The 17,540-nt window shown below is 50.8% G+C and carries 13 protein-coding genes and 1 other annotated feature (1 of these 14 running past the window's edge); of the genes, 11 read left to right on the top strand and 2 right to left on the bottom strand.

Annotated elements, in window-relative coordinates; translation table 11 throughout:
• Positions 1 to 9, bottom strand: a binding site (T-box leader); it reaches 233 nt to the left of the window's first position.
• A 470-nt stretch (positions 10 to 479) separates the two neighbouring features.
• From ilvD to NSQ19_RS12010, 11 genes are all read left to right on the top strand, one after another.
• Positions 480 to 2,180 carry a dihydroxy-acid dehydratase gene (gene ilvD, locus NSQ19_RS12060; protein ID WP_013860314.1) on the top strand — a complete coding sequence of 567 codons (1,701 nt, stop codon included), beginning with the start codon at positions 480 to 482 and terminating at the stop codon, positions 2,178 to 2,180.
• Positions 2,181 to 2,529: 349 nt separating this feature from the next.
• Positions 2,530 to 4,245 carry an acetolactate synthase large subunit gene (gene ilvB / locus NSQ19_RS12055; protein WP_340702902.1) on the top strand — a complete coding sequence of 572 codons (1,716 nt, stop codon included), beginning with the start codon at positions 2,530 to 2,532 and terminating at the stop codon, positions 4,243 to 4,245.
• The gene (ilvN, locus tag NSQ19_RS12050) at positions 4,242 to 4,763 is read left to right on the top strand and encodes an acetolactate synthase small subunit (RefSeq protein WP_013860312.1); all 522 of its coding nucleotides are present in this window, start codon (positions 4,242 to 4,244) and stop codon (positions 4,761 to 4,763) included. The genes ilvB and ilvN overlap by 4 nt, the downstream gene beginning before the upstream one ends.
• A 29-nt stretch (positions 4,764 to 4,792) precedes the next feature.
• A complete protein-coding gene (gene ilvC / locus NSQ19_RS12045; protein ID WP_017550959.1) occupies positions 4,793 to 5,821 on the top strand; it encodes a ketol-acid reductoisomerase in 1,029 nt (342 codons plus the stop codon).
• Positions 5,808 to 7,349, top strand: a complete 1,542-nt coding sequence (locus NSQ19_RS12040; protein WP_340702901.1) for a 2-isopropylmalate synthase — start codon at positions 5,808 to 5,810, stop codon at positions 7,347 to 7,349. The genes ilvC and NSQ19_RS12040 overlap by 14 nt, the downstream gene beginning before the upstream one ends.
• Positions 7,350 to 7,368: 19 nt before the next feature.
• Positions 7,369 to 8,469: a 3-isopropylmalate dehydrogenase gene (gene leuB, locus NSQ19_RS12035; RefSeq protein ID WP_340702900.1), complete on the top strand. Its 1,101-nt coding sequence runs from the start codon at positions 7,369 to 7,371 to the stop codon at positions 8,467 to 8,469.
• A gap of 163 nt (positions 8,470 to 8,632) precedes the next feature.
• Positions 8,633 to 10,048 (top strand): 3-isopropylmalate dehydratase large subunit, encoded by a 1,416-nt coding sequence (gene leuC / locus NSQ19_RS12030; protein WP_061577558.1) that lies wholly within the window; start codon positions 8,633 to 8,635, stop codon positions 10,046 to 10,048.
• A gap of 84 nt (positions 10,049 to 10,132) precedes the next feature.
• The gene (gene leuD, locus NSQ19_RS12025; RefSeq protein ID WP_013860307.1) at positions 10,133 to 10,723 is read left to right on the top strand and encodes a 3-isopropylmalate dehydratase small subunit; all 591 of its coding nucleotides are present in this window, start codon (positions 10,133 to 10,135) and stop codon (positions 10,721 to 10,723) included.
• Complete coding sequence (gene ilvA / locus NSQ19_RS12020) at positions 10,680 to 11,732, top strand: threonine ammonia-lyase (protein WP_061575753.1); 1,053 nt, start codon at positions 10,680 to 10,682, stop codon at positions 11,730 to 11,732. Before leuD ends, ilvA begins: the two co-directional genes overlap by 44 nt.
• A 147-nt stretch (positions 11,733 to 11,879) precedes the next feature.
• Positions 11,880 to 13,010, top strand: a complete 1,131-nt coding sequence (locus NSQ19_RS12015; RefSeq protein ID WP_340702899.1) for an HAD family hydrolase — start codon at positions 11,880 to 11,882, stop codon at positions 13,008 to 13,010.
• A 357-nt stretch (positions 13,011 to 13,367) separates the two neighbouring features.
• The gene (locus NSQ19_RS12010) at positions 13,368 to 14,396 is read left to right on the top strand and encodes a PTS transporter subunit IIC (protein ID WP_340702898.1); all 1,029 of its coding nucleotides are present in this window, start codon (positions 13,368 to 13,370) and stop codon (positions 14,394 to 14,396) included.
• A gap of 91 nt (positions 14,397 to 14,487) precedes the next feature.
• On the opposite strand, the gene serA is transcribed toward NSQ19_RS12010, so the two are convergent.
• Positions 14,488 to 16,113 (bottom strand): phosphoglycerate dehydrogenase, encoded by a 1,626-nt coding sequence (gene serA, locus NSQ19_RS12005; protein ID WP_013860303.1) that lies wholly within the window; start codon positions 16,111 to 16,113, stop codon positions 14,488 to 14,490.
• The gene (locus NSQ19_RS12000; RefSeq protein WP_340702897.1) at positions 16,106 to 17,266 is read right to left on the bottom strand and encodes a pyridoxal-phosphate-dependent aminotransferase family protein; all 1,161 of its coding nucleotides are present in this window, start codon (positions 17,264 to 17,266) and stop codon (positions 16,106 to 16,108) included. The genes serA and NSQ19_RS12000 overlap by 8 nt, the downstream gene beginning before the upstream one ends.
• Positions 17,267 to 17,540 lie beyond the last annotated feature (274 nt).

Here is a 17,540-nt window from a genome sequence, read left to right as displayed (position 1 = left end):
CGACTTTTGTTTTTTTATATTATTTGAAAATAAGATTATCACTGAACATTTCATCTGTCAACATCTCTCCCAGAAAATTTTTTAGCCCCGTCCCTGCCATCAAAAAGGACAGAAGTCGCAAAAATCAATTGCTGAAATGGGATAAGAAAGAACAGAAGCCAAAAGCCGGCCCAATACAAGAGCTATCTGAAAAAGCGGCAAGCAGATGAAACGAAAGAAGTCAGGGGCCAACCCCGGGCAATTCAAAAAATGAAAAAGGAAAAAGTCGATGAAATCAATAATGAAAGCGTTTCCAAATAGATTCTCAAATCAAAATTGTCAAAAAAGTTGACAGAAAAGGGTTGACCTCGGCGACCAAAAGTCGTATGATTGACAACAATTAAAGAATATAGAAAAATTCTCTCGGGCGGATATTTAAAAATCCGGATTTTCACCGGGCATAAGAAAAACCCCGCAGGCAATAGAATGGGAGTGATGGAATGCGAAGTGACATGATCAAAAAAGGGATCGACCGTGCCCCGCACCGAAGCCTTTTATATGCAGCAGGGCTGAAAACGGAAGATTTCGATAAGCCTTTCATCGGGGTGTGCAATTCTTATATTGATATTATCCCGGGGCACAAACACCTCAATAAGTTTGCGGAAGTGGTAAAAGAAGCCATCAGGGAAGCGGGCGGTGTCCCGTTTGAATTTAATACGATCGGGGTGGATGACGGCATTGCGATGGGGCATATCGGCATGCGGTATTCGCTTCCGAGCCGCGAATTGATTGCCGACAGTGCCGAAACGGTCATCAACGCCCACTGGTTTGACGGGGTCTTTTACATTCCAAACTGTGACAAGATCACCCCTGGCATGCTGATGGCAGCCGTGAGGACAAATGTGCCGGCGGTCTTTGTTTCCGGGGGGCCGATGGAAGCCGGTATGGCGCCGGATGGAAAACAGTTGTCCCTTACATCGGTATTTGAAGGCGTCGGTGCCCATAAATCCGGAAAAATCAGTTATGAAGAGCTGAAAATGCTGGAAACGAGCGCTTGCCCGACATGCGGATCGTGTTCAGGCATGTTTACGGCAAACTCGATGAATTCATTAATGGAAATGCTTGGCCTGACGCCGCCCGGCAACGCCACCATCGTTGCCACGTCGGAGGAACGGCACCGCATTATCCGGGAAGCCGTCGGTCATTTAATGAACTGTATCAAAAATGATATCCGGCCGCGCGATATTGTCACAGAAGAAGCGATTGATGATGCTTTCGCGCTTGATATGGCGATGGGCGGTTCAACCAATACCGTGCTGCATACGCTGGCAATTGCCCGGGAAGCGGGAATTGACTACGATTTGGAACGGATTAACAAGGTGGCGGAAAGAGTCCCGTATCTTGCAAAAATTATGCCGGCGTCGGATTACTCGATGCACGACGTCCACCTTGCAGGCGGAATCAGCGCAATTGTCCATGAACTTTGCAAGATTAAGGGGGCGATTCACCCCGGCCGGCTGACGATCACCGGCAAAAGCATCTATGAAAATGTGAAAAATGCGGAAATCCGCAATCCTGAAGTGATCAGGCCGAAAGAAAATCCTTACAGCCCGGTCGGCGGTTTATCCATCCTGTATGGCAACATTGCCCCGGACGGTGCCGTGATCAAAGTGGGAGCGGTCGATCCGGATATTCACACCTTTACCGGGGAGGCCATTGTATTCGAGTCCCAGGAAGAGGCTCAAAAAGGGATTGACAGCGGCCTTGTCCGTGAAGGGCATGTCGTCGTGATCCGTTATGAAGGGCCAAAAGGCGGGCCGGGCATGCCGGAAATGCTCGCGCCAACATCCTCCATTATGGGCCGGGGGCTTGGCAAAACCGTTGCCTTGATTACGGACGGCAGATTTTCCGGCGCAACCCGCGGCATCTGCGTCGGCCATATTTCACCGGAAGCGGCGGAAGGCGGGCCGATCGCACTTGTTGAAAACGGCGACCGCATTACGATTGATTTAATCAACAGAAGGATTGAGCTTCATGTTCCAAATGAAGAATTGCAAAGAAGAAAACAAAATTGGGTGCAGCCGGAGCCGAAAATCACAAGCGGCTACCTGGCAAGATATTCCGCACTCGTGACTTCCGCGAATACAGGCGGGGTTTTAAAAATCGGATTACCGCAAAAAACGTTGACGGGGACAAAGTGATCGGATCAGGTATTTTTTAGAGAGCCGGGGATGCTGGGAGCCCGGTAAATACCCCGGTCACGACATCGCCTCTGAGTGCAAGTCTGAACGGTTCTGCCTACTAGGACTTGCCGGGTCGGCCGCATGAAGCGGAGGACCCGTTACCAAAAGCAGCATTTTGTAAACGATGCTGCATGAGGCGGCGTTTGTGAGAACGCTGTGAAGTTGGGTGGTACCATGAAAAGATGCCTTTTCATCCCTGCAAAACCGGCAAAAACGATTATTCCTTTTGCCGTTTTCAAGGAGAGAAAGGCGTTTTTTATTGGGATAAATCAAGGAGCCTGCGCAAATCAGAATAGGAGGTTAAATCGTGTGTGCGAAAGCAAGAATGGATGGCAATGTGAAAACAGCAGAATGTACGGGTGCTGAGGCGCTTGTCCAGTTATTGGTGCGGGAAGGAGTCGAAGTCATGTTCGGCTATCCGGGGGGTGCGGTTTTACCGATTTACGATGCCCTATACAACCAGCCGATCAGGCATATCCTGGCCCGGCATGAGCAGGGGGCCATTCACGCGGCAGAAGGTTACGCGCGCGTTAGCGGAAAACCAGGTGTCGTCATTGCGACTTCGGGCCCGGGGGCAACCAACCTGATCACCGGGATTGCCGATGCGATGATGGACTCACTCCCGCTCGTCGTCTTTACCGGCCAGGTCGGCACTTCCGTCATCGGCTCGGACGCGTTCCAGGAAGCCGATGTTATCGGCATGACGGCCCCGATTACCAAGCACAATTACCAGGTAAGGGATTTGCGGGATTTGCCGCGGGTCGTCAAAGAAGCTTTTCATATTGCAAAATCCGGCCGGCCCGGACCGGTGGTGGTCGATATCCCGAAAGATATCCAGCAGGGCACGGTGGAAATGGGAGAAAACCGGGAAGTATATCTGCCCGGTTACCAGCCGAATACAAGCCCGAATCCGCTCCAGATTAAAAAGCTTGTGGAAGCTGTCTCTTATTCCGCAAAACCGGTCATATTGGCAGGAGCCGGCATCCTCCATGCAAAGGCGTCTGATCTTTTGCTCAAGTTCGCGGAAAAGTGCCGCATCCCGGTCGTAAACACGCTGCTCGGCCTTGGCAGTTTTCCGTTCCGCCACCCGCTTTTTCTCGGCATGGGCGGCATGCATGGAACGTATGCGGCAAACATGGCCATTTGCGAATGCGATCTGCTTATTAATATCGGGGCCAGGTTCGATGACCGCCTGACAGGCAACTTAGCCCACTTTGCCCCGAATGCAATGGTTGTCCATATTGATATCGACCCGGCTGAAATCGGCAAAAATGTCAAAACCGATATCCCGATCGTGGCAGATGCAAAGGAAGCCTTGCAGAAGATTTGTTCGGAAGATTTGCAAAACGCCGGCACGGATGAGTGGGTCCGCCATGTAAAAGCATACGCCGAAAATTTCCCGCTTTGGTACGAAGATGACGGCGAGGAATTGTCCCCGCAGCATGTTATTCGAAGAATCCATCATTACACAAACGGGGATGCGATCATTTCGACGGATGTCGGCCAGCATCAGATGTGGGCTGCGCAGTATTACGGGTTTGAAAAGCCGCACAAGTGGATTACATCCGGCGGGCTCGGCACGATGGGATTCGGATTTCCGGCCGCAATCGGCGCGCAAATCGCATGTCCGGACCAACTGGTGGTTTCGATCAGCGGCGACGGCGGCTTCCAGATGACATTACAGGAACTTGCTGTTGTAAAAGAATTAAATCTGCCACTCAAGATATTCATTGTGAATAACCAGTATCTCGGCATGGTACGGCAGTGGCAGGAATCTTTCTACGAAGAACGCTATTCCTATTCGACGATCCCGGTGCAGCCCGATTTTGTCAAACTTGCGGAAAGCTACGGCATCAAAGGCTGCCGCGCAACGAACAACGAAGAACTCGAACAGGTGCTGAAATCCGTTTTCGAGGATGACGGGCCTGCCGTTGTCGACTGCCGCGTGAAAAGGCTTGGAGCGGTGTTCCCGATGGTCGCGCCGGGTGCAGGCTTGCATGAAATGATGGGGGTGAAGCCATGAAGCGGATTGTTGTAGCCACTGTTTTAAACCAGAGCGGGGTGCTGAACAAAATTACCGGCGTTCTCGCAAAGCGGCAGTTTAATATTGACAGCATTACGGTCGGCCGCACCGAAACGGAGGGCATCTCGCGCATGACCATTGTCGTCAATGTCGAAGACGACAGACAGGCGGAGCAGCTGACAAAACAGCTGAACAAGCTGATCGATGTGATCAAAGTCCAGGACATCACAGGCCAGGCCATCGTCTCACGGGAACTTGCTTTGATTAAAGTATTGAGCACACCGCAGACGAGAAGCGAAATCGGCGGGCTTGTCGAACCGTTCCGTGCCTCCATCATAGATGTCAGCAGGGAATCTGTCACCATCCAGGTAACCGGCGACAGCGACAAGGTAGAGGCGCTCGTTGACCTGCTTAAACCGTACGGCATCAAAGAAATGGTCCGTACCGGGATGACCGCATTTCTGCGCGGCTCGCAAAAACAAGTAACCGATTTAAGCTCGTATTCCCTATTAAAATAAAAATCTTGAACTTAAGGAGAGAATGAAAAATGGCAAAAGTTTATCTTGAAAAAGACATCAAAGAAGAAGCATTGAGAGGGAAAAAAATCGCCGTTGTCGGCTATGGCTCCCAGGGCCATGCCCATGCACAAAACCTTCGTGATAACGGTTTTGACGTCGTTGTCGGTGTCAGGCCGGGCCGGTCGTTTAACCGCGCGGAACAGGACGGATTTTCCGTTAAGCCTGTGAAGGAAGCCGCAAAAGAAGCGGATGTCATCATGATGCTTCTGCCGGATGAGCAGCAAACAAAAGTATACAAAGAAGAAGTGGAAGCAGGGCTCGAACCCGGCAATGCAATCGCATTTGCCCACGGATTTAACATCCATTTTACCCAGATTGTCCCGCCGGAAAATGTTGACGTCTTTATGGTTGCGCCAAAAGGCCCGGGGCATCTCGTCAGAAGGACATTTGAAGAAGGGGCCGGGGTGCCTGCGCTTGTTGCCGTCCACCAGGATGTGACGGGGGAAGCAAAAGACCTGGCGTTTGCTTATGCAAAAGGAATCGGGGCTGCCCGGGCCGGCGTTTTGGAAACAACCTTTAAGGAAGAAACCGAAACGGATTTGTTCGGTGAGCAGGCTGTCCTGTGCGGCGGGTTGACCTCCTTAATCAAAGCCGGTTTTGAAACGTTAACGGAAGCAGGGTACCAGCCGGAACTCGCTTACTTTGAAGTGTGTCATGAGATGAAGCTGATCGTCGATTTGATCTATGAAGGAGGCCTGAAAAATATGCGCTATTCCATCTCTGATACGGCGCAATGGGGCGATTTCGTTTCCGGCCCGCGCGTTGTGAATGAAGATACGAAAAAGCGCATGAAAGAGGTTTTAAAAGATATCCAAAACGGCACATTTGCCAAAGGATGGCTGCTTGAAAACCAGACAAACCGCCCGATGTTCAATGCCATCAACACACGCGAGCAAAATCATCCGCTCGAAAAAGTCGGTGAAGAACTGCGCGATTTAATGCCTTTTGTCAAAAATCCGATTAAACAAAAGGAAGTGGCTGTGAATGCAAAAGGTTAATGTTTTTGACACGACGTTAAGGGACGGGGAACAATCGGCAGGCGTCAACCTCAACACCGTGGAAAAAGTCGAAATTGCCAAACAGCTGGAAAAATTTGGCGTGGATATCATGGAGGCGGGGTTTCCTGCCGCTTCAAAAGGGGATTTTGAAGCGGTTGAAAAAATCGCAAAAACCATCCGGAACAGTTCCGTTACCGGCCTGGCGAGGGCATACAAGCAGGATATTGATGCAGCCTGGGATGCACTGAAGCATTCCGCCGAGCCAAGGATCCATATTTTTCTGGCCACATCGCCGATCCATATGCAATACAAACTGCGAAAAACGCCAGATGAAGTGGCAGCTATCGCTGTTGAGGCTGTGAAATACGCGAAGCAAAAATTCCCGCTGGTGCAATGGTCGGCAGAAGATGCGACAAGGTCGGATAAAGACTTTCTCGTCCGGATCATTACAGAAGTGATCCATGCCGGCGCAAATGTTATCAACCTGCCGGACACCGTCGGTTATACGACGCCGAAAGAATATGGTGAAATGTATGACTATATACGGGAGCACGTTCCGAATATTGATAAAGTCATTTTATCCGCCCACTGCCATGACGATCTCGGGATGGCGACGGCCAATACGCTTTCAGCCATTGAACACGGTGTCCTCCAAGTGGAAGGGACGATCAACGGTATCGGCGAACGGGCCGGCAATGTTGCCCTCGAAGAAGTGGCGGTCGCCCTTCACATCAGGCAGGATTATTACAACAAGAAAACCCGCTTGAAATTGGATGAAATCAAACGCACAAGCCAATTGGTCAGCAAACTGACCGGGATGGTTGTACCAGGCAATAAAGCGGTTGTCGGCGCGAATGCTTTTGCCCACGAATCCGGCATCCACCAGGACGGCGTGTTAAAAGAGGCTTCGACATATGAAATCATCACTCCGGAACTGGTTGGATTCTCAAGCAACCGGCTTGTGCTCGGAAAACATTCCGGCCGCCACGCTTTTAAAGAACGGGCGGCAGCGCTCGGCTTTGATCTTGGCCAGGAAAAACTGAACGAAGCGTTTAAAGCTTTCAAAGCATTGACGGATAAGAAAAAAGAAGTGACCGATGACGATTTGTTCGCCATTTTAGCCGAAAAGCAAACCGATGCGGCAGATGCTGCGCATTATGAACTGGAAAGTGTGCAGGTGCAGTATGGCACATTGAATATTCCGACCGCCACAGTAAGAATCAAAACACCGGAGGGAACGCTTGTTGAAGAAGCCGGCACCGGATCGGGGAGTGTTGAGGCGATTTACCATACGATCACCAAGTTGTTTGACGGTCCGATTGAGTTGAAAGATTATAAACTGCAGTCAGTCGGTTCCGGGCAGGATGCGCTTGCGGATGCTTTTGTCAAAGTGAAATGCGGGGAGTTTGAATGCGGCGGGCGCGGGTCTGCCCAAGACGTACTGGAAGCTTCCGCAAAATCATTTTTAAATGCAATCAACAGGGCGCACGCAATGGAACAGCAATCGAGAAAACAAGTACAGGTGTGATTTTCGGGGAGGAACGACAATGAAAATGAAACTGGCCGTACTGCCCGGCGATGGGATCGGGCCGGAAGTGATGGATGCAGCGATCCGCGTTTTAAAAACAGTGTTGGACAATGACGGGCATGAAGCCGTTTTTGAAAATGCGCTGATTGGGGGAGCCGCCATTGATGAAGCGGGGACGCCCCTACCGGAAGAAACGCTTGCCATTTGCCGCAGGAGCGATGCCATTTTGCTCGGCGCGGTAGGGGGGCCGAAATGGGATCATAACCCGGCTTCCCTCCGCCCGGAAAAAGGCCTGCTCGGGCTCCGGAAAGAAATGGGGCTGTTTGCGAACCTGCGCCCGGTTAAAGCATATGCCACACTTTTAAACGCATCGCCTTTAAAACGGGAACGTGTGGAAAACGTCGATCTTGTTATTGTCCGCGAACTGACGGGCGGCCTCTATTTTGGGCGCCCGAGTGAAAGGCGCGGGCCGGGCGAGAATGAAGTGGTAGACACGCTTGCCTATACAAGGGAAGAGATTGAAAGAATTATTGAGAAAGCATTCCAGCTTGCCCAAATCAGAAGAAAAAAACTGGCATCCGTCGATAAGGCGAATGTGCTGGAATCAAGCAGAATGTGGCGCGAAATTGCGGAAGAAACCGCGAAAAAGTATCCGGACGTGGAATTGAGCCATATGCTTGTCGACTCAACTTCGATGCAGCTGATTGCAAATCCGGGCCAATTTGATGTCATTGTAACAGAGAATATGTTCGGCGATATTTTAAGCGATGAAGCGTCCGTGATTACCGGCAGCCTCGGCATGTTGCCATCCGCAAGCCTCCGTTCCGACCGGTTCGGCATGTATGAACCGGTCCACGGCTCCGCGCCGGATATTGCCGGGCAGGGAAAAGCCAACCCGCTCGGGACAGTGCTGTCAGCGGCTTTGATGCTCCGTTATTCGTTCGGGCTTGAGAAAGAAGCGGCGGCCATTGAAAAAGCAGTGGATGATGTGCTTCAAGACGGCTATTGTACAGGCGATTTGCAGGTGGCAAACGGAAAAGTGGTCAGTACAATTGAGCTCACAGACCGGCTGATCGAAAAATTAAATAACAGCGCAGCCCGTCCGCGCATTTTTCAATAAGAGGGCGTATCTTTCAATAAAAAAGGATTTGGCAAGTGGCAGTTTACAGCGGTGCACGTTTTCTGGATGGAAAAACAGCACGGATTTTTAATCATGAAAAAAGGAATTGGCAAAACGGAGATTGATCTCCAAAAAACGAAAAGCGGCAGATGGGAGTGATACGATGGCACCGAAAACGATTATCGATAAAATATGGGAAAACCATTTGGTCCACCGCGAAGAAGGGAAGCCGGACCTGCTCTATATTGATTTGCACCTTGTCCATGAGGTCACGTCCCCGCAGGCGTTTGAGGGGCTGCGGATAAACGGCCGCAAAGTGCGGAGGCCGGATCTAACCTTTGCCACCGTTGATCATAATGTTGCGACAACAAGGGGCCGGATTTCAAAAGACCCGGTCTCGAAAAAACAAATGTCCACTTTGGAAAAAAACTGTGGGGAATTCGGCATCCCGCTTGCCGGCATCAACCATCCGGACCAGGGGATCGTCCACGTCATCGGGCCGGAACTGGGGCTCACCCAGCCCGGGAAAACGATTGTATGCGGCGATTCCCACACGTCCACGCACGGTGCATTTGGCGCCATTGCTTTCGGAATCGGCACGAGTGAAGTGGAACACGTGTTGGCGACCCAGACATTATGGCAAAAGCGCCCGAAAACGATGCAGATCAAAATCAACGGCAAACTCGGGCCGGGCGTGACGGCTAAAGATTTAATCCTTGCCATCATTGCCAAATTCGGGATTGGCGTCGGCACCGGCCATATTGTCGAATACACCGGCGAAGCGATCCGCAATTTGTCAATGGAAGAGCGGATGACCGTCTGCAATATGTCGATTGAAGCAGGAGCCAGGGCAGGGTTGATCAGCCCGGATGAAACGACCATTTCCTTTTTGCGCGGAAGGAAATATGCGCCGAAGGAAGATTTTGAAGAAAAAGCGGCATACTGGCTCTCGCTGGCATCAGATGAAGGCGCCGTCTATGACAAAACGCTTGAAATGGATGCAGCAGAAATTGAGCCGCAGGTCACTTGGGGCACGAACCCTTCCATGTGCCTCCCGGTCAGTGAAAAACTGCCTGATCCGGCTGAAATCAACGATCCCGGCGAACGGCAGGCGGTTGAAAAAGCGTTGCAATACATGGGCCTTGAGCCGGGGATGAAGATTACAGACATCCCTGTCCAGCATGTATTTATCGGTTCATGCACGAACTCGCGGCTTGCCGATTTGCGGGCTGCAGCGGAAATTGTAAAGGGACGGCATGTAAGAGAAGGAGTCCGGGCCCTCATTGTTCCAGGGTCGCAAAGCGTGAAAGCACAGGCGGAAGAAGAAGGACTTGACAAAATATTTACGGAAGCCGGGTTTGAATGGCGCGAGTCGGGCTGCAGCATGTGCCTTGCGATGAATGATGATATTGTCCCGGCCGGAGAACGATGCGCTTCAACATCGAACCGCAATTTCGAAGGCCGGCAGGGGACTGGCGCCAGAACGCATCTTGTCAGCCCGGAGATGGCCGCAGCCGCCGCCATTTACGGCAAATTTGTCGATGTCCGGAAGCTCGGCCAGACTGTGCCGGCCCGCTAAATGGTGGCATGGCGCGCTGCTTCTTTTGCAGCAGGCAGCAGAAGTAAATTCATTCATCTATACGGAGAGAGGGGGCAAAAGCAAATGGAGCCATTTCAAACTTTTTCAGGGCTCGTATTCCCATTGGACCGAAAAAATGTCGATACCGACCAGATCATTCCAAAACAGTTTTTGAAACGGATTGAGCGCAAGGGATTCGGGGAATGCCTGTTTTACAACTGGCGCTTCGATGAAAACGGAAATAAAAGGGAAGATTTTCCTTTAAATGATCCGAAATACGAGGGAGCACAGATTTTAGTGGCAGGCGACAACTTCGGATGCGGCTCTTCACGGGAGCACGCGCCGTGGGCCTTGCAGGATTACGGCTTTAAAGTGGTCATCGCAACAAGTTTTGCTGATATTTTCCATAATAACTGTCTGAAAAACGGGATTTTAACCGTAGAGTTGCCGGAAGAAGAAGTGCGCGAGTTGATTGGCAAGGCACAGGCAGAACGGCTCGTTTTAACGGTTGATCTTGAAAAACAAGTGGTATTAACGGGAGAAAAGTCCATCCACTTTGACATTGATCCGTATCCGAAGAATATGCTGTTAAAGGGACTGGATGAAATCGGGCTGACATTATTGCTTGAAGATGAAATTTCAAAATTTGAAGCGTCTGAAAACGCAGGAGTGTGACGGGAACAATGGGGATTTCTTACAAACGAAAGACATTGTAGCAGCATTTGAAAACTTATTGCCGGTCGTGCACCGGACGCCGTTGAACGAATCGGCGACATTCAATGAAATGGCAGGAACAAGGCTTTACTTTAAAATGGAAAACCTGCAGCGCACCGGGTCTTTTAAAATCAGGGGCGCACTGAATAAAATTACGAACCTGGCAGGGGATGCGAGAAAAAACGGCGTGATTGCGGCATCGGCGGGCAACCATGCGCAGGGTGTCGCTTTTTCGGCAACGAAACAGGGGTTGAAGGCAAAAATATATATGCCGGAAAAAACGCCGCTTGCCAAAGTGCTGGCAACAAAGGCGTATGGCGCGGAAGTTGTGCTGACCGGCGAATCTTTCCAGGAAGCATATGAAGCAGCTGTTTTGGACCAGCAAATCACAGGCGCAACGTTTATCCACCCGTTTGATGATTATGAAGTGATGGCCGGCCAGGGCACGATTGCCCTCGAAATGATCCAGCAATGCGCGGATCTTGATACGGTTGTGATTCCGGTCGGGGGCGGCGGTTTAATTGCCGGCATGGCCTGCCTCCTGAAAAATTATGATCCGAAAATCCGCGTCATCGGCGTGCAGTCCGAGGGGGCGCCTGCTGTTTATAACCGCTTTAAAGGGATGGGAAACAGTCGGCTCGAACATGTTTCGGGCATTGCGGACGGCATTCTTGTAAAAGAGACCGGCCAGCTGACTTTTCCGTTAATCAGCAAGTATGTGGATGATGTCGTGACGGTGAGCGATGAAGACATTTCCATTGCCATCATTTATATGCTCGAACGTGAAAAAATGTTTGTCGAAGGGGCAGGAGCGGCGGCTTTCGCGGCTGTATTAAGCGGCAAAGTTGGCGTTTCGGGAAAGCATATTGGCATTGTTGTAAGCGGCGGAAATGCAGATCTGGATAAAATTTCCCACTTCAAACGGCTGGCTGCGGCCGGCAAAAAAAAACATAAGGTTGTTTCGCTTTAGAACCGGGCACCAGCAGGCCGGGGCATGCCAGACGTGTTCACCAGGCTTGCCCCGGGGCGCCTTTTCTTTAATGCAGGCCGAAAAGTGAGAAAACGATACAAAAAAACAGCATCCTTTGTTACACTGATGTAGGAAAGAGGTGAAGAGATGATTCAAACGGTATTATTTGATGTGGACGGGGTATTGCTGAGCGAGGAACGTTATTTTGACGCATCCGGCTTGACCGTCTGGGAATTGATACATAGCGGCCATTATTTAGGGCTCGCACCGGAACAATTTAAAACAGCCTTAACAGATGAGGAAATCAGGCGGATCCGGGCTGATGTTTTTCAGCATGATGAAGTGTTGCGGTTTTTAAAATCGCGCGGCATGAACGCCAACTGGGATATGATTTATTTGACGTTCACCTGCCAGCTGTTACACTTGCTTTCGCAAATAAAGGAAAAGGAAGCAGGCCGGATCCGCGGCTGGCTGGCGCGTGAAATCGATTATGAAACGCTTCATGAAATCCGCGGGGTGCTTGCACACTATCCGGTTGAAACCGACTACGGCATATTTTTAAACTGGTTTGCAAAGAGGCCCGAAACAAAACAGGATTTGTTGAAAGTGCTGGACCAGCTTGCTTATGAAATCTTCGGGCTTACAGATACGCAGCTTGGCAAAAAAGGCGCGCTCTGGTCGGTGTGCGAGCAGATTTCCCAGGAATGGTATGTCGGCGACCAAAATATTATGGCCTCTACCGGGAAGCCGAGCGTGCAAACGGGGAAAAAAGGCTTTCTCGATGAAGAGATCCCGCTTGCCGAACCGGAAAAAATCGGTGCCTTGTTTTCCTTTTTGGCGGAGAAAGGGCTGAAACTCGGCGTCGGCACGGGGAGGCCGCAGCTTGAAACGTACGGGCCGTTCCAGGCGCTTGGCTGGCTGCCGCTGTTTCATGAGGCGCATATCGTGACGGCGGACGACGTTTTAAAGGCGGAAGAGGAGCTTGGAGGCCATACGCCGCTTGCAAAGCCGAATCCTTTTACCTACCTGCTTGCTTTAAAAGGGAAAAACACGCCCACCCGCGACTGTACGGAATGCAGCCTCCCGCTTGAAAACGGGCAGGAAATCCTGATTGTCGGGGACTCGCTTGCAGACCTGCTTGCTGCGCAAAAAATAGGCGCCCAATTTGCCGGCATTTTAACCGGCTTGTCCGGAAAAGAAGCAAAAGCCGAATTTGAAGAACACGGGGCAGATTATATTTTTGAAAATGTGGCAGACCTCAAAAACATATTTTTGTAGAGCTGGGGCATGCGAAGGCATGCCTCTTTTTCGCAGGACATTCCGCTACGTGAAAAATGGCATTTTTTGAAAAGAAAATTTTTGTAGGGAAATCTAACATGATCATTTTATTAATATAGTGTAATTTTGCCAGTTCCTCTATAAAAATGAAGATAAAAGTTTGAAAAAAATATTTTTAAATAAAATTAAATGTTGACTTTATTTTAAAACTAACGTAATATTTTAACATCATAAAAAAAGGAGCGGAAATCTAGATGGACAAGCCGGCATTTGGCGGAAATCATTGAAGACGGAAACTAAAACAGAAACGGCGATTGTAACGGCTTTTAATTCAGAATATTTCAAGGAGTGGAAAAGATGAAGCAAGCAACTAAAGATTATGTCATTGACAGGGCATATAAAGCATCTGCCGGGGTAGCAAACGCTGTGCTCGTGACTTTGGGTCTGGGCCTTTTGTTTGAAACGTTTGGGAAATTCCTCGGCTGGGACGGCTTTTTGACGATCGGGGCAGCGACAAAATCGCTGTTGGCGCCGGCCATCGGCGCAGGGATTGCATATCAGCTTGGCGGCAATACATTGGTCATTTTCAGTTCGATGGCTTGTGCGGCGGTCGGCGGAAATGCGATCGGCACCACCCAGGACGGCTTGATTACGATTGTCACCGGACAGCCTGTCAGTGCTGTGCTGGCTGCAGTTGTTGCAACGTGGGTCGGGAAACGCGTGTCCGGCAAAACGAAGCTCGATATGATGGCAATTCCGTTTGCCGCCATTCTTGCCGGCGGTGTTGCCGGCGTTGGCCTTGCTGCTGTCACCACGCCGTTTTTGCAATGGCTGAGCGGTGAAATTACGGCCTCTGTACAAGGTTCGCCGCTTTTCGGTTCAATGGTTGTATCGCTCGTCTGGAGCATCCTGCTCATGTCACCTGCTTCTTCGGCCGCGCTTGCCATTGCGCTGCAGCTTGATCCGGTATCCAGCGCAGCTGCACTGATAGGCTGTACGGTCCAGTTTGTCGGTTTTACGGCAATGTCGCTGAAACAAAATGACTGGGGCGGCAATATTGCACAGTCCTTGATTACACCAAAAGTCCAGTTCCCGAATTTGGTGAAAAATCCGCGCCTTGTTATTCCGCCGTTTGTTTCGTCGCTCATTTGTGCGCCGGTTGCAACGATGATGTTTCACTTGAAAGTGCCGTATGAACTCGGCGGGCTCGGTCTGAATTCTTTAATTGCGCCGCTTAATATTCTCGCCAACCAGGGAACCGGCGCGTTGCTTGCTTATGTTGCGGCGGGTGTGATTTTACCCATTTTTACGACGCTCGGCATCTATCATTTCCTTAAATTGTTTGGCTGGGCAAAAGCCGGCGACCTCAGGATGGAAGTCCAATAATACCGGAAAGTAAAGCCGGGCCGTACAAGCCCGGTTTTTGCTCGTATCCGAAAAAAAGCATTCACAGCGTTTTGCCGTGAATGCTTTTTATTTATACTTCTACAAAAGGTTCTTCCTGAAAGGTATAGCCGGTTGCGAGTTCCAAAGTCTGGACGGCTTTAATGCCGATGATCTCTTTTAATTGGTCCAGCACTTGCCGGCTTGCGGTTTTATCGAGCGTGAGCACCATGATCGCTTCCCCGCCGATTTCTTTCCGGCCCACCTGCATCGTGCCGATATTCGTGTCGTTGCTGCCGAGAATCGAACCGACCCGGCCGATCATGCCCGGGATGTCCAGATGCCGGATATAAAGAAGGTGCTGTTCCGGGCGGAGATCGACGCGGTAATCGTTCAGCTTCACGATGCGGCCGCCGAACCCGTTAATGATCGAAGCGCCGATATTCACTTGTTTGCCTTTTTTATACAGCGCCAGTTCCAGATAATTGGAAAAGCCCTTAAACGACGCATTGCGCTGCAGATTGTATGTCAAGCCCTGTTCCTTTAAGAGATGAAGGGCATTGACAAGATTGACGGTGCTGCCGAGGTGGCGCGCCAGGATCCCTTTGATGATCGTTCTTGTCAGCAGTTTTGTATCTTCATCCAAAAGCTCGCCGGCGTACGTAATTTCAATTTTTTCGGGCGCTTCATCCAAAAGCTGGATGCCGAGCTGTGCCACCTGTTCGCCAAGAAGGAGGAACGGTTCCATCCGTTCGCGGTTTTCCCCGGAAGTTTGCGGCATATTGATGGCATTGCGGATTTCCTCAGATTCAAAGATATGGATGATTTCGTCGCTGACATCCGCCGCCACCCGGACCTGTGCTTCGCGGGTCGACGCGCCGAGATGCGGGGTTACAATAACATTCGGCAGTTCCAAAAGCCCCGGTGTGATGTCCGGCTCGTTTTCAAAAACGTCCAAGGCGGCCCCTGCAACGCGGCCTTCCTGAAGCGCCTGAAGCAGCGCCTGTTCGTCAACGAGCCCGCCGCGTGCGCAATTGATGATGCGGACACCTTTTTTCGTTTTTGCCAAAAATGCTTCATTGATCAAATGCTTCGTTTCTTTCATCAGCGGCGTATGGAGCGTGATGAAATCAGCCCGGGCGGCAATTTCGCCAAGCGTTGCTTTTTTGATGCCAAGCTTGGCCGCGCGTTCTTCGGTTAAATACGGGTCGTACCCGAGCACGGCCATTCCGAATGCTTTTGCCCGTTTCGCCACTTCTGTCCCGATTTTGCCCGTTCCGATTACGCCGAGCGTTTTCTTGAAAAGCTCGACGCCTTTGAACTTTTCGCGCTCCCATTTTCCCGCGGATGCGGACTTGTGTGCCTGCGGGATATTGCGGGAAAGGGAAAGCATCATGGCGAGTGTATGCTCCGTTGCGGAAATCGTGTTTCCTCCCGGCGAATTGACGACAATAATCCCTTTTCTCGTCGCAGCATCGACATCAATATTGTCAACGCCGACCCCGGCCCTTGCAATGACGCGCAAATTGCCGGATGCCTCAATGATGTCTTTTGTCACTTTTGTTTGGTTCCGCACAATCAGCCCGTCATACTGGCCGATCCTGGCTTTTAAATCTTCCGGCGCAATGCCCGGCTGGTGCTCAACTAAAAAATCTTTGTGCGCATACAGTTTTTTCAAGCCTTCTTCGCTTACTTTATCCGTTACTAAAATTTTAAACATGCGCTTTCCATGCCTCCTCCGCTTTTTTCACTGCAATGCCGAATGTATCCTTTCCGTTCAGTTCGTGTACCGCCATTTCCAGCGCGGTTAAAACGTTGATCACGTCAAAAGGGGTGCTGTAACCCATATGGCCGACTCGGAAAATTTTTCCCTTCAACTGCTTTTGCCCGCTTGCGACAACCATTGAAAAATGATCCTGCAAATATTTTTTGATTGCCCCGGCCTGTTCGCCATCCGGTTTCACCGCTGTGACGGTCGGCGAAGCATCCGCATCGTTTTCGACAAGGAGCGGAAGGCCCAAAGCTTTCACGCCGGCGCGGGTCATATCGCGCAAAATTTCATGGCGCTTGATGACATTGCCCCAGCCTTCTTCCTCAATCATCCGGCACACTTCTTCCGCGCCAAACACGAGGGAAACGGGCGGGGTGAACGGTGTTGTCACGGCTTCATCATATGAATCGATATACCGGTTCAAGTCGAGATAAAACCGTTTTTCCGGTCCGTTCTTGATTGCCTCTTTGGCCCGTTTATTGACGGCGACAAAGGCAAGGCCCGGCGGCAGCATGAGCGCTTTTTGCGAACCGGAAACAAGGATATCAATCTGGTAATCTTCCATATCCGCGGGCACGCCGCCAATGCAGCTGACGCCGTCAACGATATACAAGGCATCGGTCAACCGTTTTACAACGACGCCAAGGTCTTTCACCGGGTTCAACACCGATGTGGATGTTTCGCAATAGGTGGCAAAAACCGCTTTGACCGGATCTTTTAGCCCCTTAAGGAACGTTTCCAGCTGTTCCGGGCGGCAGGCGGTTCCCCATTCTATATTGAGGCGGTGGACATGGGCGCCGTATGATTCGCAAATGGAAGCAAAACGCTCCCCGAACACACCGGTGACAACGACAACGACATGGTCGCCTTCATGGACAACGTTGCAGACGGCGCTTTCCAGTGCGGATGTCCCGCTGCCGGCAATGACAACCACCGGTTCTTTTGTGCCAAAGACCGGCATCAGTTTTGTCGCCACTTGCTTCAGGCTATTTGAAAAGACTTCACTGCGGTGGGCGACCATAGGCTGGTTCATGGCCTGTTTTACACGGTCCGGTACGGGTGTTGGGCCTGGTGTGAATAGCGATTCCTTACAAAAAAGCATGAGTACGTCAATCCTCCAATATAAAATTAAAATAAAACGTCCCTCCGCCACAAAGAAATCCTTGTGGAGGAGGGACGTCATGTACCGTGGTGCCACCCTCATTTGCTGCGTACGGCAGCCTCTGGGAAAATAACGGCATATGCCGGGTGCGGCCTACATCACTTTCGGCCGGCCAGTTCAGAAGCGCTGGGCATTGTATTAGCAAAAGCATCGGTTCGCAGCAACCACCGACTCTCTGCGGCTTTTTGCAAATACGCCTTCTTCATCATTACTT

This window comes from Weizmannia sp. FSL W8-1119 (genome assembly GCF_038008605.1).
GTDB classification, from domain to species: domain Bacteria; phylum Bacillota; class Bacilli; order Bacillales; family Bacillaceae_C; genus Weizmannia; species Weizmannia coagulans.
This window is presented reverse-complemented; position numbering and strand designations above follow the sequence as displayed.